Raw genomic sequence first — 19,708 nt, forward strand, 5'->3', positions numbered from 1 at the left:
CCCGAGGTATTTCGGGCAAGAGGAAGCGGGCAAGACGAGGTGCTTAGTCATCGCCGTGTCTCCAACCGGACCAAGGGCTGTCGGCGCTTTGCGGGCGATAGCGGCGGTCATAGTCGGCGGCATAAAGGCGGCTTTCGTCGAAGCCTTCTCCTGCAAGAGCCGGACCGACAAGGATCAGCGCGGTGCGGGTCACGTCCTCGGGCACGTCGTTCGGCAGTCGCGACAGGGTGGTGCGGATGATCTTTTGATCGGGCCAGCTTGCGCGGTAGACCACGGCGACCGGGCAGTCGCCGCCATAGGCCGGGGACAGTTCGCCCGTGACATGGTCAAGATTGCCAACCGACAGGTGGATCGCCAGCGTCGCGCCGGTAGCCGCGAAATTGGCCAGCGTTTCGCCCGCGGGCATGGTCGAGGCGCGTCCCGGTGTGCGGGTCAGGACCACCGATTGCGCCAGCCCGGGCAGTGTCAGTTCGGTTTCCAGCGCGGCGGCTGCCGCGGCGAAGCTGGGCACGCCCGGGGTGACCGAGACGGGGATGCCAATTTCCTTCAGACGCCGGATCTGTTCGCCCATGGCAGACCAGACCGAGAGATCGCCGGAATGCAGCCGGGCGACATCCTGTCCGGCTTTATGCGCGGCCTTGCACTCGGCGATGATGGCATCAAGGTCCATTGGCGCGGTATTCACCACCCGCGCGCCGTCGGGACAATGGGACAGCACCGCGTCGGGAACCAGTGAACCCGCATAAAGGCAGACCGGGCAGGACGCGATCAAGTCGCGGCCGCGCAAGGTCAGAAGATCGGCGGCGCCCGGTCCGGCGCCGATGAAGTGAACGGTCATCGCTGGCCCTTTGTCGCTGTGGCGCAGGTGGCCATCCGATCCCCGGAAATCACCCGCCCCGTCACCAATTGCCCCGATTGCCCGGCGGCTGCAAGGGCGCAGGCTTCGGCGACGCTGCCGGTGCCGCGATGCCGCAGGGCAATTGCCGATTGGGTCGGTGTCTGGATGGCCTTCATTTCGCTGGCAAAGACCGGCCGGATCCCGGCAGAGAGCGACACCGCCAGCGCGGTGACGACCTCATCCTGGGCCTTGTCCCAAGGCACCGCGACGCAGTGAATTTTACTGTCACCAGCGGCGCGGCGCACCGCGTCCTGAAGCGCCTCAACCGTGGCCCCGTCGCGAAAGCCGATCCCTGCAACCATCATGTCACCACGCTCCATTGCACCACCGGGTAGCTGGCCTTCCAGCCGCGTTTACGGCCAAGCGGCTGGGCCGTCGCCAGCTCGATCCGCATCAATTCTCCGCCCTTCATACCCTGCCATTCCGTCAGCAAGGATTCGCCCTCAAGCGTTACGGCATTGGCGACGACCCGCACGCCTTCGGGCAGCATGTCCCACAGCTCGGCTAGGAGTGCGCCCGAGATGCCGCCGCCGATGAACACCGCGTCGGGCAGGTCCGGGTCGCCGATCCGGGTCAGCGCGTCGCCTTCCAGCACCTCAAGCCGGTCGACGCCAAGACTGTGGGCGTTCTCCTCGATCCGCGCGGCGCGGGCGGGATTGATCTCGAAAGCGCAGGCGGTGGTTGAAGGGTGGGCCAAAAGCCATTCGATGGCGATCGAACCCGAGCCGCCGCCAATGTCCCAAAGGTGTTCGCCGGGGCAGGGGGCGAGGGTCGACAGGGTCATGGCCCGTATCGGCCGCTTGGTGATCTGGCCGTCATGGTCGAACAATGTGTCGGGGCGTCCCGAGGCCAGCGGTACCACCGCGCCCTGACCAGCGACCTCGATCCCGACAATGACGGGGTGGGCAATGTTGGTGGGGATGGGGCCGTCGGCGGGGATCAGGCGGATACGTTGCCGCGGACCGCCAAGCGCCTCAAGCACATAGAGCCCGCTTTCGCCAAAACCCTGCGCCTCAAGCCAATGGGCCAACCGCGCCACCGCCGCACCATCCCGGACCGTTGCCAGCAGCCGTGCGCCGGGGTGCAGTGCCGGACGCAGCCGCGAAAAAGGTGCGGCATGCAGGCCGAAACAGGGGGTCTGCTCCAGGGGCCAGCCCAGTGCCGCCGCCGCCAGTGACAAGGACGAGGGCGCGGGCAGGGCGCGCCATTCACCACGCTTCAGGTGCCGGGCCAGCACCGAACCCGCGCCGAACCAGAACGGATCGCCCGAGGCCAGCATCACCACGTCACGTCCGCGCAGCTGCAACAGTGCGTCAATTCCATCCGCAAAGGGAACTGGCCACGGGCGGGCCTTGGCCGCGACCTCCGGCAGCAGGTCCAGATGCCGTGCCGCACCTGTGACGATTTCCGCCTTTTCCAGCGCCCGGCGGCTTGCAGGCGGCAAGCCATCCGGTCCATCTTCGCCCAGACCGACAATGGTCAGCCACGGAGTTTCAGCCATGCGCCCCAACCTCCTCATACTGGGTGGCACCACGGAAGCCAGCGCGCTGGCCCGTGCCGTTTCCGAACAGGGTCTGCGCGCGGTGTTTTCCTATGCAGGCCGCGTCGCCGCGCCCAAGTCCCAGCCGCTCCCTGTACGGGTGGGCGGCTTTGGCGGGGTGGACGGGTTGCGGACCTATTTGCGCGACCATAGCATCACCCATGTCATTGACGCCACACACCCTTTTGCCGCGCAGATGAGCCGCAACGCGGTCGCCGCCTGCGCCGCCGAAGGCGTGCCTCTGGTGGCCTTGCAGCGCTCCGCGTGGAAGCCCGGTGCGGGCGACGACTGGCACGCGGTGGCAGATATAGAGCGGGCGGTTGCGGCGCTGGCAGGCGCACGCAAACGGGTCTTTCTGGCGCTGGGGCGGTTGAACCTGCCCGCCTTCACCACCGCGCCGCAACACCACTATGTCCTGCGGCTGGTCGATGCGCCCGATGCACCTCTGCCACTGCCAGATTGCACTGTGGTCGTCGATCGGGGGCCCTTCAGCGTTGCAGGCGATCTTGCTCTTTTGCGGGATCACGAGATCGACCTTGTGGTCTGCAAGAACTCGGGCGGGGCCGGGGCCGAAGCCAAACTGGTCGCCGCGCGTCAGCTGGGATTGCCCGTCGTGATGATTGATCGGCCAAAGCTGCCGGGTCGGTTGGAACTGGCGACAGTGGCGGACGTGTTGGGATGGGTTGGGAACTGATTGGTTCGGGTGGCATGCGACCCGGACAGCGCCCTGACCCCACGGGGCGGGCGCTTTGCGCCCTGCCTGCGCGGGCCGGGCGATGTCCCTGCCTCGGGAACGGCCCGTCACAAATCCGACCGGCGCGGGGTATAGATCATCTCGGTCCCCGGAATGATCCGCGTTTGTGAATTGCCCAGCAGAACCACCGTTCGCATGTCCGCCATCTCGGGCTTGGCGTCTTGCAGCGGCACCACACGGATCGCCTGATCCGGGCGCGATACGTTGCTGGCAAAGATCATCGGTCGATTGTCGCCACAGGTTTCCTGTAATGTATTCAGGGCCTTGGCGAACCCCTCTGGCCGCGATTTCGAGCGGGGATTGTAGAAGGCCATGGCAAAATCCGCCTCTGCCGCCAGCCTCAGCCGCTTTTCGATCACGTGCCAGGGTTTCAGGTTGTCGCTGAGGTTTATGGCGCAGAAATCATGGCCCAGGGGCGCGCCGCAGGCGGCAGATGCCGCCAGCATCGCGGTGATTCCGGGCAGAACGCGGATATCCAGTTGGCGCCACGCAGGGTCGCCGAACTCGACCGCCTCGAACACAGCTGCGGCCATGGCAAAGACGCCGGGGTCGCCGGAGGACACCACGACAACGCGCCGACCCTCGGCCGCCATCTGCAGAGCGTGCTGGGATCGGTCGATCTCGACCCGGTTGTCGCTGGCATGAAGGGTCAGGCCATCGCGCGGCGCGATGCGTTCGACATAGGGAATGTAGCCCACCACATCCGTCGCCTCGGCCAATGCCGCGGTCACCTCGGGCGTGACCATGGCGTCATTGCCCGGCCCGATCCCGGCGATCACGACCCAGCCTGTCATGGCCGCCGTCCCTGCCCATGCACGACGATGATCGAGAAATAGGGCGTTATCTTGCCGCCGACATCGCGCAGGCGGTTCACGGTCTGGTTGGGCATCGTCGCGAACTCGACCAGCCACGCATCATCGTATTTCCCGGCATTTTTCAGCGCCGCGACCACCTTGTCGAAATTGCGCCCGATCTTCATGACAACCAGCGCGTCAGTCGCCTTTATATGCGCCTCAAGCCGGGGTTGGTCCAGCGTCCCCATCAGCACCGTCAGCACGTCATCGCCCCAGGTGATCGGCGCGCCTGTCGCGGTCCAGGCGCCCGACATGCCGGTGATCGCGGGCACGATCTGGACCGGCACGTGGTCTACCAGACGGGAATAGAGATGCATGAACGAGCCATAGAAGAACGGGTCGCCCTCGCACAGGACCACCACGTCCTCGCCTGCGGCCGACAGGTGGCGCAGATGGGCGGTGGTCTCGGCGTAGAACGCGCTGAGAAGCTCGTTATAACGCGGGTCGGTCACCGGGATTTCAGTGGTGACAGGGTATTCCATCGGGAACTCGATCACATCGTCGCGCAGCATCCCTTCGACGATCTGGCGGGCCTGTCCCTTGCGGCCCTTCTTGCGGAAAAAGGCGACGTGACGTGCGTTCCTCAGCAGCCGGTCGGCGCGCACACTCATCAGGTCGGCGTCACCGGGGCCAAGCCCGAGGCCGTAAATTGTCCCGACGCTCATTCTGCGCGGCTCGCGATGGCGTTGACGGCGGCGACGGTGATGGCGCTGCCGCCTAGCCGCCCCTTCACGATGCAGCACGGAACGGGCTGGGCGGCCCACAATGCGTCCTTCGATTCAACCGCTCCGACAAAGCCGACCGGACAGCCGATGATCGCGGCTGGGCGCGGGCAGGTTGGGTCTTCGAGCATGTTCAGCAGGTGAAACAGGGCGGTCGGCGCATTGCCGATGGCGACAACTGCGCCCTCAAGCCGGTCGCGCCACAATTCCAGCGCGGCGGCCGAGCGGGTATTGCCCATCTTCGCCGCCAGATCGTGAATGCCCTCGGCATGAAGGGTGCAGATCACGTCATTCTTGGCGGGCAGGCGCGTCCGCGTGACCCCTTCCGAGACCATGCGCGCATCGCAAAGGATCGGCGCGCCGGCCTCAAGCGCAGCGCGGGCGGCGGTCACGAAACCGGGCGAGAAATGCACGTATTCTTCAAGCCCGACCATTCCGGCGGCATGGATCATGCGCACGGCGACCTGTTCCTCGTCCTTGTCGAAGCGGTCCAGATCGGCTTCGGACCGGATCGTGGCGAAGCTTTGTTTATAGATGGCGGCGCCATCGGTTTCGTATTCGTAAGGCATCAAAACTCTCCGATGCGGTCGGGCAGGGTGTCAGGGGAAAGACCCGTCAGGGCGGGCTCATCCCACGGGTTGCCGTCGCGGACAAGGTTGAAGTGACCGTTATCGCCAACAAGCGTCAGCGCGGTCTTGCGGGGGCGGGCACACCCCTTGGCGCAGCCCGAGACATGCAGGTGGTGCCCAGTTCGACCGGCGAGGGTGCGGGCAAGGTCGCGGGTTTCGACCGTGGCCGAGGTGCAAAAGGGCGCACCAGGGCAGGCGTCGATGGCCAAAAGGGGGTTTCCGGGATCAGTGATGGCATCGGTATGACGGGGCAATTGCCCACCTTCCAGGATCATCATCCGCCAGGGTGTCACCCGCAGGGCGGTCGCGTGGCTTTCTGCAAGGATGACGGCTAATGCACTGGCTTCAACCTGACCGAAGGCGACACCGAAGGCAGGACCGATGTCGGTAGCACCCGGCAAGACCGGGACGGCGGATGGAGCGGGCATGTTACCGGTGAACCTGTCGGGCAGGTCGTTACGTGTCAGATGTGCGGCCATGCGCCGGTTCTCCGGCCCGCCACTTTCGACAAACCAATTGGCCATGTCGATGAGAGCATCCACCGCGTTTTCGACGGTGACCGAACACCCCGTCGACGCGCCATCTGCCCGCAGGATCAATCCGCCCGCTGCCCCCCGTTCAAGGCGGAAATCGGCTGAGCATTCGGTGAGCATCGGGTTTGTCCCGCAATCCACGGCGAAACCGACCTTTGCAGGCAGGTCGGGAAACTCACTAAGCCGGTCCAGAAGTGCCTGCGCCAACCGGCTGGTGTCGTCATGCGCCTGCCAAATCGGTGCGACAAGAATATTGCGGCGGCCCTCAAGCGTGGGGTCGGTATCAAGCAAACCGGCCTGATGCAGTTCCTGCAACAGCGCCTCGTGATCGGCTTCGGCCACGCCTCTGATCTGGAAGTTTGCGCGGCTGGTCAGGTCGATCATGCCGTTGCCGTGCCGGGTCGCTGCCTCGCACAGGGCAAATGCCTGTTCCATGGTCAGCCGCGCCAGACGCGGCCGCACCCGCACCACCAACCCGTCACCGGACATCATCGGACGATAGGCGCCGGGGCACCATCCCTTGGCGGCGGGGCGGGTCATGTCAGGCGCTCCAGATCGGCGAGGATCGAGTTGCGGCGCGTGGTCCACAGCCCCGCGCGCATCAGTTCGGCAAAGCGGTCACGCATTGCCGACAGTGCTTCGGGGTTCTCGGCCTCAAGGAAGGCGGTCACGTCATCATTGCCAAGCGTGGCGTCGTGATAGGCGTCAAACAATGTGGGCGCGACCACACCGGCAAGATGGGCAAAGGCGGCCATGTGTTCCAGCGTCGCCGCGATTTCGGCCCCGCCACGGAAGCCGTGGCGCATCATGCCTTCGATCCATTTGGGATTGGCGGCGCGGGCATGGACGACGCGGGCGATTTCCTCGGCCAATCCTCGGGCGCGGGGACGGGCGGGATCGGTGTTGTCGAGGTGATAGAGCGCCGCCCTGCCGCCGGTGAGCTGTTGCGCGGCGGCAAACCCGGCCTCGTGCGCGGCATAGTCGGAGGCCAGCAACAGATCGGTTTCCGGCAGATCCTGAAGATGGACAAAACTGTCGGCCCCGGCGACCCGCGCGGCGATGCCGTCCCGGTCCCGGACAGGTTCGGCACGGTCCAGTGCCCATGCGCTGGCGGCCATCCATGCTTCGCCGGCCGCGCGGCGGCCTTCGTCCGAATAATCCTCAAGGCTGTGCCCCATGCCCAACCCATATGACCCCGGCGCGGGGCCATAGACGCGCGGGGTCAGATCGCGGCCCGCAAACGGGTTCCAATCCGGCGCCTCGTCGCGTTCCGTCAGCGCCTTCACCGCCTGTGCGAACAGGCCAGACAGGGTGGGAAAGACATCACGGAACAAGCCAGAGACCCTGAGCGTGACGTCGATCCGTGGTCGTTCCAGCATGGCAATCGGCAGGATTTCCACGCCCGAGACCCGCTCCGACCCCTCATCCCAGACCGGTTTTGCACCAAGTAGATGCAGCGCCATGGCGAATTCTTCACCCGCCGTGCGCATTGTCGCGGAACCCCAGAGGTCGACAATCAACGACTTCGGATAGTCGCCTTCGTCCTGAAGATGTTTGCGCACCAGTTCCTCGGCCAGCTTGACGCCCTGGGCATAGGCGGCGCGGGTCGGCACGGAACGTGGATCGGTGGTGAACAGGTTGCGGCCCGTCGGCAGGACATCACCGCGCCCGCGATAGGGTGACCCCGAGGGGCCGGGATCGATCCGCTTGCCATCCAATGCGCGCAGCAGGGCGGCACATTCGGCGGCGGCGCTGGGGGCGGCGTCGAAATGCGTCTGGCCTTCTGGTGGACGGCCAAAGACATGCAGACCGTCCCCGAACTGGCTTTCCTTGATGTCACAGACAAAGGTGTCGATCCGCGTCAGCGCCTCGGCCAATGAGGTCGCGCCGTCCAGCCCCAGTTCATCCGCCAGCCCCAGCGCATTGGCCTCGTCACGGATGTTTTCCTGAAGCCGGTCTCGCCGTTTCGGATCAAGCCCGTCGGCGTTTGAGAACTCGTCCAGCAGCGATTCCAGCGTGGCAAAGCGGTCCGGCGTGGCAGAGGTCGCCAGCGGCGGGGGGATGTGCCCGATCGTGACCGCCATGATGCGGCGTTTGGCCTGCGCCGCCTCGCCGGGGTCGTTGACGATGAAGGGATAGATCACGGGCATCGGACCCGTCAGAACCTCGGGCCAGCAGGTCGCGCCCAAGGCGACGGATTTGCCGGGCAGCCATTCCAGCGTGCCATGAGCGCCGACATGGACCAGCGCGTCCGCTTGCTGTCGCAGCATCAGGTAGAAGGCGACATAGGCGTGGCGCGGGGTGCGGGCGAGGTCGTGATACTCCGCGTCGCGGGTCTCGGGCTGACCGCGCTCGGGCTGGAGTGCAATCAGGACATTGCCCCGCCTCGTGGCCTTGAAATGGAACGCCCCGTCGCGGAAATCGGGGTCGGTCTCGGGATCGCCCCAAACGGTGGCAAGGTCGTCGCGCAGAGATTGGGGCAGAGAGGCCAAGGCGATGCGGTAATCGGACAACGGGAAGGTTATTGCGTCATGGGTCAACGCCAAGGCCAGTTCCCGGTCCGCGTCGCGGACCGGATCGCACCCGACCCGCCCCCCAGGGCGGGTGCGATTCTCGCACCCACCCTCGGGTCGGGCGCGATCCTCTGTGACATATCCCGCCTCCGCCAAATCCGCCAGAATCGCCTCGACGCTGGCCAACGGGTCCAGCCCGACCGCATGGGCCATGTTCCAGTCGCGCCCCGGATAGGTGGACAGGACCAAAGCCAACCGTTTGTCGTGGTTTTCCAGCCCCGCCAGCCTGACCTGCGCCACAACCCGGTCGGCAATCGCGGCGATGCGGTCGCTGTGACCCCGATGCGCGAAGCGGGCATATTCCAATGCCACGTCGCGCGGGTTGGCGGCCTTGAAACTGGCGACACCGGCAAAAAGGCGTCCATCGACCTCGGGCAGGACAACATGCATGGCTAGGTCGGCGGGCGACAGGCCGCGCTCGGCTTCGGCCCATGCCTTTTCCTCGTTTGTCGCCAGCGCCACCTGGAAAACCGGCGCGTCGGTGGCGTCCAAAGGCGAGGTTCCGTCATCGCCCTTGCCGGAAAATGCGGTGGCATTAACCACGGCAACAGGGCGCAGGTCGCGCAGCTTGTCCGCCAGCCAAGCGGCCGCGCGGGGTTCCTTCAGCGAAGGCGCAAACAGGCCGATGACGTCAAAGCCCCGGCTGCGGAAAGCGGTAAAAAGCTCCTCCAGCGGGTGCGTATCCGCCGCGGTCAAATAGGCGCGATAAAACGTCAGCGCAATCAGCGGCCTGTCGGATGGTTGAGCATCGCAGACGCCGGTTTCCGGTGTCCATGCGCCAAAATCCGGCAGGGTCTTCTTCCCCACCACCGGCTTGGCGTAAAGCCCCGCCGCGATCGCCACCTGCGCCAGCGCCGCCTGTGCCGCCACAGCGCCACCGGTGTCGCAAAGATGGGCCAGCCTGTGCAGGGTCGACGCTGGCAGGGTCGAGACCCCGTCCAGCGCTGGATCGGGCCGCCCGTCCGCCGGCAGCACCGCCAGCGCGATGCCCTTTTCCTGCGCCAGCGCCTGCACTTGGCTGATGCCGTAGGACCAATAGGAAATCCCGCCGATCAGCCGGATCAGGATCGCCTTGGCCCCAGACAAGGTCTGTTCGACATAGGTATCGACGGACAGGGGGTGTTTCAGCGCAGCGAGGTTCGCCAGCCGCAGCGACGGTAAATCCCCCTTGGCCCGGTGCCATCCCGCCGCAAAAGCGCCGAGGTCGGAATCCGAGAACGACAGGACCACCAGATCGGCCGGGCTTTGGCCCAGGTCCGTCGGGGTCTCGGTCTCTTCCAACCCGTGGCTTTCACGAAAGACGACATGCATGGTCGATTATTCCGTCAGCGCGGCGCGGATCGCTTCGACATTCACGTCGTCATGTTCGGCAATCACGACAACACGGCCGCGGCGGTTTTCTTCCGGCTTCCACGGGCGGTCGAACTGGTGGCGCACACGCGCGCCTACCGCCTGCACCAAAAGGCGCATCGGCTTGCCCTTGACGGCGGCATAGCCTTTGACCCGCAAGATGTTCTGCTCTTTCGCCATGCGTTCGATCCGCGTGACAAGCTGGGCCGCGTCGTCAAGCTCGGGCAGGTCGATCACGACGCTTTCGAAATCGTCATGTTCGTGGTCGTCATGGCCGTCGTGGTGGCTGGGGCGGTTGTCCATGTCATCCTCGGCGGCAGCACCCAGCCCAAGGATCACGCGCGGGTCCACCGCGCCTTCGGCGACCTCGACCACTGGAAGTGGACGGGGTGCTTCGGCGGCGATCACGGCCTTGGCCTTGGCCACGCCTTCGGTCCCGGCAAGATCGGGCTTGGTCAGAAGAATGATGTCGGCGCAGGAAATCTGGTCCTCGAACACTTCGGACAGCGGGGTTTCGTGATCGAGCGAGTCATCGGCGGCGCGCTGGGCATCCACGGCGGCGACATTGGGCGCAAAACGACCGTCGGCCACCGCCTCGGCATCGGCCAGCGCAATCACGCCGTCAACGGTGATCTTCGAGCGGATATCGGGCCAGTCAAACGCTTTCAGCAGCGGTTTCGGAAGGGCCAGTCCCGAGGTCTCGATCAGGATGTGATCGGGGCGCGGCTCAAGAGCCATCAGCGCTTCGATCGTAGGGATGAAATCGTCGGCCACGGTACAGCAGATACAGCCGTTGGCCAGTTCCATGATGTTTTCCGCCGGGCAATCAGGGATGGCGCAGGATTTCAGGATCTCGCCATCGACGCCGACATCACCAAACTCGTTGACCACCACGGCCAGCCGCTTGCCCTGCGGGTTCTGCATCAGGTGACGCACCAGAGTGGTTTTCCCGGACCCAAGGAAGCCGGTGATCACGGTGACGGGAAGTTTTGCCAGATCGGTCATAGTTTTGGCTCCTCAGCCGGGGATTGCGGGGGGATGCGGGCGATGCAGTTCTTGCGGAAATGGACGGGGCGTTCGCGCCATGGCACCAGCCCGTCGGTGGTCGCGGCGTATTTGCTGGCACCTTCGGCCACAAGCGCGACATCCTCGGGGCCGGAAAAACGGCCATAGACATAGGTCCAGCGGGCGTCGCCGCCGCGCAGGGTGATCGAACAGCCGTGGTCGCAGTTCGAGAAACACTCGACCGGGCGCAGGGTGATGTTCGCGGGCAGTTCCGCGTTGCCAAGCGCGTCAAACAATGCGGCTCCGGCACGGGGGCCATCCTGATCGGTTGGGGCACCGGCGCGGCAGGTCGTGCAGACCAGCAACTCGACGGGTTCAGTGGCATCAGCCATTCGTTCAATCCCTTCACAGGGACGGGGCGGGAACGGGAAAGCGCGCGGCCTGACCCGACACCGGAAACCCCCGTCCGGTTGGTAGTCTCGTCTGCTGGCAGGTCTCCCGGCTTGCGGATTTCGGGCCTTTTTTGGCCCTTCGGTCACCCTGCCTTCCCGTGTCCCCATGGGGCCAGTGGCAGCGGGCGACCTCTCCGGTCACGGTCGCGGGGGCGGCTGCGCTTTTTGGGGGAGACCCCCTGTCGCATTCCCTTTTCACCTGTAAGAGTCACAGGAACCAGCAGCCCCACCTGCGGCAGCAGGGCGGGGTTTGTCAAGCAGGAGAGCAGGTGATCGCAACGTCCCGCACAGATACCGGCACCACATGGCCCGCAAGCGGCATGCTTGGTGCGCCCTACCGGGTGATGTTTCCGCTCGCTGCGATCTGGGCGGTGGCGTCGGTCTGGCTGTGGCAATGGGGCGGGGCGCGATTCGGCCTGTCCGATCCTGTGCGCTGGCATGCGCATGAGATGCTGTTCGGATTGGGTGGCGCGGCGCTGATGGGGTATCTGCCCACGGCCTCGGCCAGCTGGACAGGCCGCGCGCCGGTCTGTGGCTGGCGGGTCATGGGGCTGGCGGTGTGTTGGGGTGCTGCACGGTTGGGGGCCATCGCCGGGCTGGGTGCGCTGGCGCCGCTGCCGTTCCTCTGGCTGGCATGGCTTCTGTGGTCCGAGGCGCGCATCGCGGGGCGCGGGCAGAAACCCGGTTTTCTAGCGTTCTGCATCGTTGCGGGCGGTTTCAGTGCATTGGTGGTCGAGGGGGTGTTCCCGGTACTGCCCGGCGCAACCCTGCTGTTTGCCGGGCTGTTTATAGCGGTGGGCGGGCGCATGGTCCCGGCCTTTCTGAACCGCGCCGTGCCGGGCGCGGATCAGGGCTTGCGCGCGGACCGGGCATGGCTGGGCTGGGTTGGGCTTTGCTCGCTGGTCACCGCCGCCCCGGTTCTGGCATTGGGCTGGGACCGGGCGGGGGGTGTTGTGCTGGCTGTCGCGGGGCTGACTCAACTGGTGCGGTGGCTGTGCTGGCCGCTGGCTTCCGCGTGTTGCGAAGGGCTATTGACCATGCTGGCATTAGGCTATCTCTGGCTGCCCCTTGGCCTTGTGGCATGGGCTGTCGCGCTGGCCTTTGGCGCGTCTTCGACCCCTGCGCTGCACCTGTTGCTGATGGGCGGAATGGGTGGGCTGGTCATGGCGGTCTCGGCCCGCGCCTTTGCAAGGCGAACCTCAATTGGGCTTCGGGCGCGGAATGGGCAGATCGTGGCCTTTTCCTTTGTCTGGGTGTCGGTCTGGCTGCGGGTTGCAGAGGTGCTGCCCGAAGCTGCCGCGCTTTGGTCCACGGGCTGGGGGCTGTTCCTTCTGACCATGCTGCCCGGTCTGCGCGGTCCGGTCCCGCGCCCTGTGTTCAGCGGCGCGCGTCAGCCCTGACCACCTTGCGCCGCCTCAGATGCTATGGTTCTGTGCCCGCCGACCCAGTGACGCGACGAGGCCGCCATGACAGAGATCGACAAGAACACCCGCCACGCCGAAAAGATGAAAAAGATCAAGGCCGCCCGCGACCGGATGATGGCGACCAAGACGGGTGAAAAAGGGCTGATCATCGTCCATACCGGCCCCGGAAAAGGCAAGTCGTCGTCGGGCTTTGGCATGATCATGCGCTGCATCGCCCATGACATGCCCGTCGCCGTGGTGCAGTTCATCAAGGGGGCGATGGCCACCGGTGAGCGGGCCTTCCTAGAGGAACACTTCCCGGACAAGGTGCAATTCCATGTCTCGGGCGAAGGGTTCACATGGGAGACACAGGACCGCGAGCGCGACATAGCCAAGGCCGAAGCAGGCTGGGAACTGGCCAAGTCCCTGATCCGCGACCCCGCCAACCGCTTTGTCATGCTGGACGAGATCAACATCGCACTGCGCAACGATTATCTCGACATCGACGCCGTGGTCGATTTCCTGCTGACCGAAAAACCCGAAATGACCCATGTACTTCTGACGGGGCGCAATGCAAAGCCGGAATTGATCGAGGCTGCTGACCTCGTGACCGAGATGGCCGTCGTCAAACACCCGTTCCGCGATGGGATCAAGGCGCAGGCGGGGGTGGAATTCTGATGGCTGAGAAACGCCTTCTGACCGAGTTTGGCATGGGCAGCAGCCTCCGCCGGCAGGACTATACCGGGGCCGCGATCCGCGCGGTCAAGGACGCGTTGTGGCACAATTCGATCAATCTTGCCGAACTGTTCGACAAGGACAAGTCGGACATGCGGATCACCGTCGAAGTCGCCGTTCAGCAGCCCGACAAGATCGACACAGCCTCTATTGCCGAGGTGTTTCCTTATGGGCAGGTTACAGTGCTGCCGGTGCGGGGTGGCCTTGACGTGCCGCGCCCGGACGGAAACCCGACCGTCATGGCAAACGTGGCGATTTCGGTTGCTCTGGACCTTGGAGATGCGGCATGAGCGATCAGCGGTTCATCATCGAAATGGGCATGGGCAACGACCAGTATGGGCAGGACTATACCAAGGCCGCCGCCCGCGCGATCGAGGACGCCATCCGCCATTCCGCCATTCCGATGTTTTCTGCGCTTGGCATCGATCCAGCCCAGATGCGGGTTAAGGTCACGGTAGGCGTGCAGGAGCCTGACAAGGTCGATTGCGACGCGCTTGCGGCCAAGCTGCCGCGTGGCAAGGCGACAGTCAGTGCCGTGTTTGGTGGGCTGAACGTGACCAATCCCGACGACGGCAACGTGGTGGTGATTGCCTCTGCTGCGGTCGAAGCCTTCCTTCCGAAACGGGCAGAAGCGTCGTGAACCTGCCCGCGCCGCTGGGGCTGCAAGTACTGGCGGAAATCGCATGGGTCGGTTGCTCGAATTTCGAACCGCACCGGTGGTCGGCGCTGAGTTGGAAGCTGATCGAGGCGGGATACGCAACAGCCACCATATCGCAATTGGCCAACGAAGCGGAAACCATGTGGCCGACCGCTTTCGAAGACGCAGTCCGGCGTGGAATCGACGAGATCGGCATGACGCGCATCCGGGACCATGAAGAGGCCGACCTGATCTGGAAGGCGTGTCGCATTCTGCCGGCGCTCGGCTCGCCTGCGCTGCTTGACGAAAGAGTGCGATCCCTTGTCGCCAAGCCACTGAGAACGCAAGGCAACATGGACTTGCTAGTTGGATTGGGTACGCTTTTCGAACAGATGAACCTCGGCCCGGATGATCTTGATCCCGACAATGTACCAGACGAAGGTTTCGTCAGTGATTATTGTCGGCTTTGGGCGGATCGTAACTCTGCAGCGATCAGGCCACATTTCGACGCGGCGAAAAGGATATTCGGATGACCCGCGCCATCATGATCCAAGGGACGGGGTCCAACGTCGGCAAGTCGATGCTGGTGGCCGGCCTGTGCCGGGCGGCGGTGCGGCGGGGGCTGAAAGTGCTGCCGTTCAAGCCGCAGAACATGTCCAACAATGCCGCCGTGACCGCCGATGGTGGCGAGATCGGGCGCGCCCAGGCGTTGCAGGCGCTGGCATGCGGCGTGCCGCTGACGGTGGACATGAACCCGGTCCTGCTGAAACCCGAAACCGATGTCGGCGCGCAGGTCGTCGTTCAGGGAAAGCGGCTGACCACTGTCCGCGCACGCGAATATGCCAAATTGAAGCCGCAGTTGATGGCGTCGGTGCTGGACAGTTTCAACCGATTGAAGTCACGCGCCGACCTTGTGATCGTCGAGGGCGCGGGCAGTCCGGCTGAGGTCAACCTGCGTCAGGGCGATATCGCCAACATGGGCTTTGCCTGCGCGGCTGACGTGCCCGTCATTCTTGCCGGAGACATTGACCGTGGCGGGGTGATCGCGCAGATGGTCGGCACCAAGGTGGTGCTGTGCGCCGAGGACGCGGCGCAGGTTGCGGGCTTCCTGATCAACAAATTCCGGGGTGATCCTTCACTGTTTGACGACGGCTACCGGCTGATTGAGGAACAGACCGGCTGGAGTGGTTTCGGCGTGCTGCCCTATTTCACGGATGCGTGGAAACTGCCCGCCGAGGACGCGCTGGACCTTTCCGGGAATCGCGGCACCGGGGCGCTTCACGTTGTGGCGCTCGGCTTCAGCCGGATTGCGAATTTCGACGACCTCGACCCGCTGGCGCAGGAACCGGATGTGCGCCTCACGGTGTTGCGGGCTGGTGAAGCGCTGCCGGGCGATGCCAATCTGGTGATTCTTCCCGGCAGCAAGTCGACACGTGGGGATCTGGAATTCCTGCGCGAGCAGGGCTGGGACATCGACCTTGCCGCCCATGTGCGGCGCGGGGGGCATGTGTTGGGAATTTGCGGCGGCTACCAGATGCTGGGGCAGGTGGTGCGCGACCCGGACGGGATCGAAGGTCCGGCGGGTGAAACGCCGGGGCTGGGCCTGTTGCAGGTCGAGACCGAGATGACACCGGAAAAACGGCTGACCGAGGTTGACGCAGTCGATGCGTCCTCGGGCACGCCGTTTCGCGGCTATGAAATCCATATTGGCCGCACCTCGGGCGCAGACTGTGCCCGCCCGTTTGCCACGGTGTCGGACCGGTCCGAAGGCGCGCGGTCCCCGGATGGGCGGGTCATGGGCAGCTATCTGCACGGCATGTTCCGCGATGACGGTTTTCGCGCGGCCTTCCTTGCCGCCATTGGCGGTCAGGCTGGCGCGCAGTGTTATGATGCAACCGTGGAAACGGTGCTGAACCAGCTGGCCGACCACATGGAAACCCATCTGGACGTCACGGGCCTTCTTGCGGCGGCCCGCTGAGCCGCTTGTCATTGTCCGGCGTCGCGGGCAAAGTCCCGTGGCAATTGGTGAAATGGCGGACGGACGTGTCGGACAGGCGACAGAGAGGCGGAATTCTCGGACTGGCGGCGGCATTTTTGCTGTTGGCCGGACCGGTTCTGGCGGACCGGATCTCGGTTTTTGCCGCCGCCAGCCTGAAAAACGCGCTTGATGAGATCGCCGCAGGGTATGAGGCTGACACCGGCCACGACGTTGTCCTGACCTATGCAGGCAGTGCGCGGCTGGCGCGGCAGGTTCAGGCGGGAGCGCCTGCGGATATCGTGTTTTTGGCCAGCACCGACTGGATGGATGAACTGGAGCGTGCAGAGGTGCTGGTCGTGGACAGCCGGACCGACCTTCTGACCAACCGCCTTGTTCTGGTCGGGCACGAGGGAAAACCGCTGGAACTGTCGTCCGATGACCTTGTCGCGCGTTTGGGGGATGGGCGGTTGGCGGTTGCGATGACCAATGCCGTCCCCGCGGGCATCTATGCCAAACAGGCGCTGACGTCACTGGGCCTGTGGCCAGCCGTGGCCGGGCGGTTGGCCGAAACCGACAACGTGCGCGCCGCGCTTGCGCTGGTGGCTTTGGGCGCCGCACCCTTGGGGGCGGTTTATGCCAGCGACGCGCGGGCCGAGCCGCGCGTTGCCATCCTTGCGACCTTTCCCGAGGATACACATGGGCCAATCCGCTACCCGGTGGCTCTGGTGCACGATACCGATGCGGCACGGGGCTTCCTTGACGTTCTGACCGGGCAATCGGCGGAGGTTTTTGCCAGACACGGCTTTGGCCTTGTGGAGGCACGGGAATGAGCTGGCTGGGACCCGAAGGCTGGGCCGCGCTGGTGCTGTCGCTGAAAGTGTCGTTCTGGGCGACCTTGGTCAGTTTGCCATTTGCCGTTGCCGTTGCCTGGGTTCTGGCCCGCAAACGGTTCCCGGGGCATGGGGTTCTGAACGGGCTGGTGCATCTGCCGTTGATCCTGCCGCCGGTGGTAACGGGCTATCTGTTGCTGCTTGGTCTTGGACCGCAGGCGCCACTTGGAGCCTTCCTGCAAGACACCTTCGGGATCACCTTCGCCTTCCGCTGGACCGGGGCGGCATTGGCGGCGGCGATCATGGCTTTCCCGCTGACAGTGCGCGCCATCCGTATCGCGGTCGAGGCGGTTGACCCGAAGCTGGAACAGGCTGCCGCGACACTTGGAGCTTCGCGTTTGCAGGTCTTTCTGACTGTAACCCTGCCCCTGATCGCGCCGGGTATCCTTGCCGGAACCGTCCTTGCCTTCGCCAAGGCAATGGGAGAGTTCGGGGCAACGATTACATTCGTGTCGAACATCCCTGGCGAGACCCAGACGGTGCCATCGGCGATCTATGCTTTCCTGCAGGTGCCGGGGGGCGAGAACGATGCGATGAAACTGGTGCTGGTCTCTGTTTGCGTGGCGATGGGCGCACTGGCCCTGTCCGAAGTCGTCAGCCGCCGGATCGCGCGGCGGATCGGGGGGCAGGATGCTTGAGGTCCGTGTCAAAAGCCGACTTGGGGCGTTCATGCTCGACGTCGCCTTTGACGGGCCCGCCGGGGTGACCGCGCTGTTCGGGCGGTCCGGTGCGGGCAAGACAACCGTGGTCAACGCGGTGGCGGGGTTGTTGAAGCCCGACGCAGGACGGGTTGTCGTCGGCGGGCGGGTTCTCTGCGACCACGAAAAGGGTATCTGGCTGCCGCCGCACCAGCGTCGGGTAGGCTACGTTTTCCAGGAGGGGCGGCTGTTTCCCCATCTCGATGTGCGCCGCAATTTGGTCTTTGGCCGCAAGGTGCAGGGGTTGGCGGCAGACTCGGTTGCGTTTTCGAATGTGGTCGACCTGTTGGGCATCGGCCCCCTTCTGGATCGCCGTCCCGCCGCTCTTTCTGGGGGCGAAAAGCAACGCGTTGCGATTGGCCGCGCCTTGCTGTCATCGCCGGAACTCCTGCTTCTGGACGAGCCGTTGTCGGCGCTGGACGAGGCGCGCAAGGCCGAGATACTGCCGTTCCTTGAACGACTCCGCGACGAAGCGGCGCTTCCGATCCTTTATGTCTCGCATTCCGTGGCCGAGGTTGCGCGTCTGGCGACAAAGGTGGTGATGCTGGATCAGGGTCGGGTTGCTGCTCAGGGGGGCGTGGCCTCGGTCTTCTCCGACACAGGCGCGGTGACCGCGATGGGCATCCGCGAGGCCGGATCGGTCCTTTCGGCCCGGGTTGTTGCGCATCACGACGATGGGCTGACCGAGTTGCAGGGCTGCGGCGGATCGCTGTTCCTGCCAGCTGTCCGGGCCGGGGTCGGGACGGAGCTGCGGGTGCGTATCCTGGCCCATGACGTGCTGCTGGCCCGGTCGCGGCCTGTCGATACGTCCGCCCTGAACCACCTCGCCGGTGAGATTTCCGAGATTCGCGAGGGCGACGGTCCCGGTGTTCTGGTGCGGATCAAATGCGCAGACGCCATGCTGCTGGCGCGCATCACCCGGCGCTCGGCCCGCGCCATGGGGCTGGCGGTGGGGCAGCCGATCCATGCGGTGATCAAATCGGTGGCGGTTTCCCAAAGCGATGTCGGGGCCTAACCGCGCGCCCGCAGATCCCGGACCGACACCCCATGTGCCCGCCGAAATGCGCGGGCGAAACTGGCTTGATCGTTGAACCCCGTGGCCAAGGCGATTTCTCCGGCGGGGAGGCGGGTTTCCTCGGCCAGTCGCCGCGCCTCGTCCAGCCGAAGCGCCATGTAGACCTGTTTCGGCGCGGCGCCGACCTGCTTGTGAAAGCGGGCCTCCAGGGCGCGCGTGGACAGGTCAAGCCGGGCGGCTATGGCGGCGATGGGTATCGGATCGTCAATGGCTGCCTCCATCCAGTTCAGGGCGCGCGCCACAACGGGATCGCTGACCTCTGGGCGCAGCGACAGAAGCGGGCCTTGCGGACGGTTACCGGGGCGGGGGGCCTCATGCACCAGGGCGCTCGCGACCTGCGTTGCCAATGACGCGCCAAACCATGACCCGATCAGCTGCAGCATCAGGTCCAGTGTCGGCGACGCGCCACCCGCCGTGGCATATGGGCCGCTGATGACATGGCGGTCACGGACCAGATGGATCGCGGGGTGGCGCGACGCGAAGTCGGTCAGGTCCTCCCAGTGGCAGGTGGCGCGATGCCCGTCCAGAAGCCCGGATCGGGCCAGCACTTCGACCGCGCCATCGGCGGCGATGACCCGCGCGCCCGCCCGCGCGAGGCGGCGCAGACCGGCAAGAAGAGGAGGGGTCGCCTGTGCCGAAACTCCGAATGAGCCCAGCACCATCAAGAGATCGCAACTGTCGATCTGGCGCAGGGGCGCCCCGGCAATCTCAACCCCGCTGGTCAGCGTCACCGTGGCGCCCTCGGGGGTTGCGAAACGCCAGTCAAACAGCTGCCGCCCGGCACGCCGGTTCGCCGCGCGCATCGGGTCGATCGCGGCCGCAAAGGTCAACGTGTTCGTGTCCGTCAGAACAAGCGCCACGACCGAAACAGGATCGCCGCGTTCGGCCCACTTGGTGTCTTCGATTTTAGTCATAAGTGATTCGTAAAACATCAAATAGTTGCTGCCAAGTCAGGAGATACTGTCAATCAGACCGTGGGAAT

At 65.1% G+C, this 19,708-nt stretch carries 21 protein-coding genes and 1 riboswitch; of the genes, 10 read left to right on the plus strand and 11 right to left on the minus strand.

Translation table 11 applies throughout. The features are described from left to right. Positions 1-43: 43 nt before the first annotated feature. Genes cobM through cbiE form a run of 3 tightly spaced genes read right to left on the minus strand, consistent with a single transcriptional unit; the run spans position 44 to position 2,399 of the window. Positions 44-838 (minus strand): precorrin-4 C(11)-methyltransferase, encoded by a 795-nt coding sequence (gene cobM / locus JQ863_RS18405; RefSeq protein ID WP_204115809.1) that lies wholly within the window; start codon positions 836-838, stop codon positions 44-46. Then, positions 835-1,218 carry a cobalamin biosynthesis protein gene (locus tag JQ863_RS18410; protein ID WP_204115810.1) on the minus strand — a complete coding sequence of 128 codons (384 nt, stop codon included), beginning with the start codon at positions 1,216-1,218 and terminating at the stop codon, positions 835-837. Before JQ863_RS18410 ends, cobM begins: the two co-directional genes overlap by 4 nt. Then, a complete protein-coding gene (gene cbiE / locus JQ863_RS18415) occupies positions 1,200-2,399 on the minus strand; it encodes a precorrin-6y C5,15-methyltransferase (decarboxylating) subunit CbiE (RefSeq protein ID WP_204115811.1) in 1,200 nt (399 codons plus the stop codon). The genes JQ863_RS18410 and cbiE overlap by 19 nt, the downstream gene beginning before the upstream one ends. On the opposite strand from cbiE, the gene JQ863_RS18420 reads away from it, so the two are divergent. Then, positions 2,398-3,132: a cobalt-precorrin-6A reductase gene (locus JQ863_RS18420; protein WP_204115812.1), complete on the plus strand. Its 735-nt coding sequence runs from the start codon at positions 2,398-2,400 to the stop codon at positions 3,130-3,132. The two genes, cbiE and JQ863_RS18420, sit on opposite strands and share 2 nt — an antisense overlap. Before the next feature lie 107 nt (positions 3,133-3,239). On the opposite strand, the gene cobJ is transcribed toward JQ863_RS18420, so the two are convergent. Genes cobJ through JQ863_RS18455 form a run of 7 tightly spaced genes read right to left on the minus strand, consistent with a single transcriptional unit; the run spans position 3,240 to position 11,250 of the window. Continuing rightward, complete coding sequence (gene cobJ, locus JQ863_RS18425; protein ID WP_204115813.1) at positions 3,240-3,986, minus strand: precorrin-3B C(17)-methyltransferase; 747 nt, start codon at positions 3,984-3,986, stop codon at positions 3,240-3,242. Further along, positions 3,983-4,711, minus strand: coding sequence for a precorrin-2 C(20)-methyltransferase (locus tag JQ863_RS18430; protein ID WP_204115814.1), 729 nt, complete (start codon positions 4,709-4,711; stop codon positions 3,983-3,985). Before JQ863_RS18430 ends, cobJ begins: the two co-directional genes overlap by 4 nt. Further along, positions 4,708-5,337: a precorrin-8X methylmutase gene (locus JQ863_RS18435; protein ID WP_204115815.1), complete on the minus strand. Its 630-nt coding sequence runs from the start codon at positions 5,335-5,337 to the stop codon at positions 4,708-4,710. The genes JQ863_RS18430 and JQ863_RS18435 overlap by 4 nt, the downstream gene beginning before the upstream one ends. After that, the gene (locus JQ863_RS18440; protein WP_239113607.1) at positions 5,337-6,470 is read right to left on the minus strand and encodes a cobalamin biosynthesis protein CobG; all 1,134 of its coding nucleotides are present in this window, start codon (positions 6,468-6,470) and stop codon (positions 5,337-5,339) included. The genes JQ863_RS18435 and JQ863_RS18440 overlap by 1 nt, the downstream gene beginning before the upstream one ends. Further along, a complete protein-coding gene (gene cobN / locus JQ863_RS18445; RefSeq protein ID WP_204115816.1) occupies positions 6,467-9,814 on the minus strand; it encodes a cobaltochelatase subunit CobN in 3,348 nt (1,115 codons plus the stop codon). Before cobN ends, JQ863_RS18440 begins: the two co-directional genes overlap by 4 nt. A gap of 6 nt (positions 9,815-9,820) precedes the next feature. After that, positions 9,821-10,858: a cobalamin biosynthesis protein CobW gene (cobW, locus tag JQ863_RS18450; RefSeq protein ID WP_204115817.1), complete on the minus strand. Its 1,038-nt coding sequence runs from the start codon at positions 10,856-10,858 to the stop codon at positions 9,821-9,823. After that, on the minus strand, positions 10,855-11,250 hold the full coding sequence (locus JQ863_RS18455) for a DUF1636 family protein (RefSeq protein ID WP_204115818.1): 396 nt from the start codon (positions 11,248-11,250) through the stop codon (positions 10,855-10,857). The genes cobW and JQ863_RS18455 overlap by 4 nt, the downstream gene beginning before the upstream one ends. 79 nt (positions 11,251-11,329) lie before the next feature. Beyond that, positions 11,330-11,547: riboswitch (cobalamin riboswitch) on the minus strand. A gap of 32 nt (positions 11,548-11,579) precedes the next feature. On the opposite strand from JQ863_RS18455, the gene JQ863_RS18460 reads away from it, so the two are divergent. From JQ863_RS18460 to modC, 9 genes are all read left to right on the plus strand, one after another. Then, complete coding sequence (locus tag JQ863_RS18460) at positions 11,580-12,710, plus strand: NnrS family protein (protein WP_204115819.1); 1,131 nt, start codon at positions 11,580-11,582, stop codon at positions 12,708-12,710. A gap of 66 nt (positions 12,711-12,776) precedes the next feature. After that, positions 12,777-13,391 carry a cob(I)yrinic acid a,c-diamide adenosyltransferase gene (gene cobO / locus JQ863_RS18465; RefSeq protein ID WP_204115820.1) on the plus strand — a complete coding sequence of 205 codons (615 nt, stop codon included), beginning with the start codon at positions 12,777-12,779 and terminating at the stop codon, positions 13,389-13,391. Continuing rightward, positions 13,391-13,738: a Lin0512 family protein gene (locus tag JQ863_RS18470; protein ID WP_204115821.1), complete on the plus strand. Its 348-nt coding sequence runs from the start codon at positions 13,391-13,393 to the stop codon at positions 13,736-13,738. Before cobO ends, JQ863_RS18470 begins: the two co-directional genes overlap by 1 nt. Next, positions 13,735-14,088, plus strand: a complete 354-nt coding sequence (locus tag JQ863_RS18475) for a Lin0512 family protein (protein WP_204115822.1) — start codon at positions 13,735-13,737, stop codon at positions 14,086-14,088. Before JQ863_RS18470 ends, JQ863_RS18475 begins: the two co-directional genes overlap by 4 nt. After that, positions 14,085-14,618, plus strand: a complete 534-nt coding sequence (locus JQ863_RS18480; protein WP_204115823.1) for a hypothetical protein — start codon at positions 14,085-14,087, stop codon at positions 14,616-14,618. Before JQ863_RS18475 ends, JQ863_RS18480 begins: the two co-directional genes overlap by 4 nt. Next, a complete protein-coding gene (locus JQ863_RS18485) occupies positions 14,615-16,063 on the plus strand; it encodes a cobyric acid synthase (RefSeq protein WP_204115824.1) in 1,449 nt (482 codons plus the stop codon). Before JQ863_RS18480 ends, JQ863_RS18485 begins: the two co-directional genes overlap by 4 nt. A 122-nt stretch (positions 16,064-16,185) precedes the next feature. Further along, positions 16,186-16,893: a molybdate ABC transporter substrate-binding protein gene (modA, locus tag JQ863_RS18490; protein WP_239113608.1), complete on the plus strand. Its 708-nt coding sequence runs from the start codon at positions 16,186-16,188 to the stop codon at positions 16,891-16,893. After that, positions 16,890-17,591: a molybdate ABC transporter permease subunit gene (gene modB / locus JQ863_RS18495; RefSeq protein ID WP_204115825.1), complete on the plus strand. Its 702-nt coding sequence runs from the start codon at positions 16,890-16,892 to the stop codon at positions 17,589-17,591. Before modA ends, modB begins: the two co-directional genes overlap by 4 nt. Further along, the gene (gene modC, locus JQ863_RS18500; protein ID WP_204115826.1) at positions 17,584-18,666 is read left to right on the plus strand and encodes a molybdenum ABC transporter ATP-binding protein; all 1,083 of its coding nucleotides are present in this window, start codon (positions 17,584-17,586) and stop codon (positions 18,664-18,666) included. The genes modB and modC overlap by 8 nt, the downstream gene beginning before the upstream one ends. Here modC and JQ863_RS18505 read toward each other — a convergent pair. After that, on the minus strand, positions 18,663-19,640 hold the full coding sequence (locus tag JQ863_RS18505) for a GlxA family transcriptional regulator (protein WP_204115827.1): 978 nt from the start codon (positions 19,638-19,640) through the stop codon (positions 18,663-18,665). The two genes, modC and JQ863_RS18505, sit on opposite strands and share 4 nt — an antisense overlap. Positions 19,641-19,708: the final 68 nt, after the last annotated feature.

Source organism: Shimia biformata (assembly GCF_016888515.1).
GTDB lineage: Bacteria > Pseudomonadota > Alphaproteobacteria > Rhodobacterales > Rhodobacteraceae > Shimia_A > Shimia_A biformata.

Excerpts from the sequence above, each read along its gene's own strand:
- cobM (WP_204115809.1), bottom strand. The coding sequence starts at position 838 with ATGACCGTTCACTTCATCGGCGCCGGACCGGGCGCCGCCGATCTTCTG.
- JQ863_RS18410 (WP_204115810.1), bottom strand. The coding sequence starts at position 1,218 with ATGGAGCGTGGTGACATGATGGTTGCAGGGATCGGCTTTCGCGACGGG.
- JQ863_RS18420 (WP_204115812.1), top strand. The coding sequence starts at position 2,398 with ATGCGCCCCAACCTCCTCATACTGGGTGGCACCACGGAAGCCAGCGCG.
- cbiE (WP_204115811.1), bottom strand. The coding sequence starts at position 2,399 with ATGGCTGAAACTCCGTGGCTGACCATTGTCGGTCTGGGCGAAGATGGA.
- cobJ (WP_204115813.1), bottom strand. The coding sequence starts at position 3,986 with ATGACAGGCTGGGTCGTGATCGCCGGGATCGGGCCGGGCAATGACGCC.
- JQ863_RS18430 (WP_204115814.1), bottom strand. The coding sequence starts at position 4,711 with ATGAGCGTCGGGACAATTTACGGCCTCGGGCTTGGCCCCGGTGACGCC.
- JQ863_RS18435 (WP_204115815.1), bottom strand. The coding sequence starts at position 5,337 with ATGCCTTACGAATACGAAACCGATGGCGCCGCCATCTATAAACAAAGC.
- JQ863_RS18440 (WP_239113607.1), bottom strand. The coding sequence starts at position 6,470 with ATGACCCGCCCCGCCGCCAAGGGATGGTGCCCCGGCGCCTATCGTCCG.
- cobN (WP_204115816.1), bottom strand. The coding sequence starts at position 9,814 with ATGCATGTCGTCTTTCGTGAAAGCCACGGGTTGGAAGAGACCGAGACC.
- cobW (WP_204115817.1), bottom strand. The coding sequence starts at position 10,858 with ATGACCGATCTGGCAAAACTTCCCGTCACCGTGATCACCGGCTTCCTT.
- JQ863_RS18455 (WP_204115818.1), bottom strand. The coding sequence starts at position 11,250 with ATGGCTGATGCCACTGAACCCGTCGAGTTGCTGGTCTGCACGACCTGC.
- cobO (WP_204115820.1), top strand. The coding sequence starts at position 12,777 with ATGACAGAGATCGACAAGAACACCCGCCACGCCGAAAAGATGAAAAAG.
- JQ863_RS18470 (WP_204115821.1), top strand. The coding sequence starts at position 13,391 with ATGGCTGAGAAACGCCTTCTGACCGAGTTTGGCATGGGCAGCAGCCTC.
- JQ863_RS18475 (WP_204115822.1), top strand. The coding sequence starts at position 13,735 with ATGAGCGATCAGCGGTTCATCATCGAAATGGGCATGGGCAACGACCAG.
- JQ863_RS18485 (WP_204115824.1), top strand. The coding sequence starts at position 14,615 with ATGACCCGCGCCATCATGATCCAAGGGACGGGGTCCAACGTCGGCAAG.
- modB (WP_204115825.1), top strand. The coding sequence starts at position 16,890 with ATGAGCTGGCTGGGACCCGAAGGCTGGGCCGCGCTGGTGCTGTCGCTG.
- modC (WP_204115826.1), top strand. The coding sequence starts at position 17,584 with ATGCTTGAGGTCCGTGTCAAAAGCCGACTTGGGGCGTTCATGCTCGAC.
- JQ863_RS18505 (WP_204115827.1), bottom strand. The coding sequence starts at position 19,640 with ATGACTAAAATCGAAGACACCAAGTGGGCCGAACGCGGCGATCCTGTT.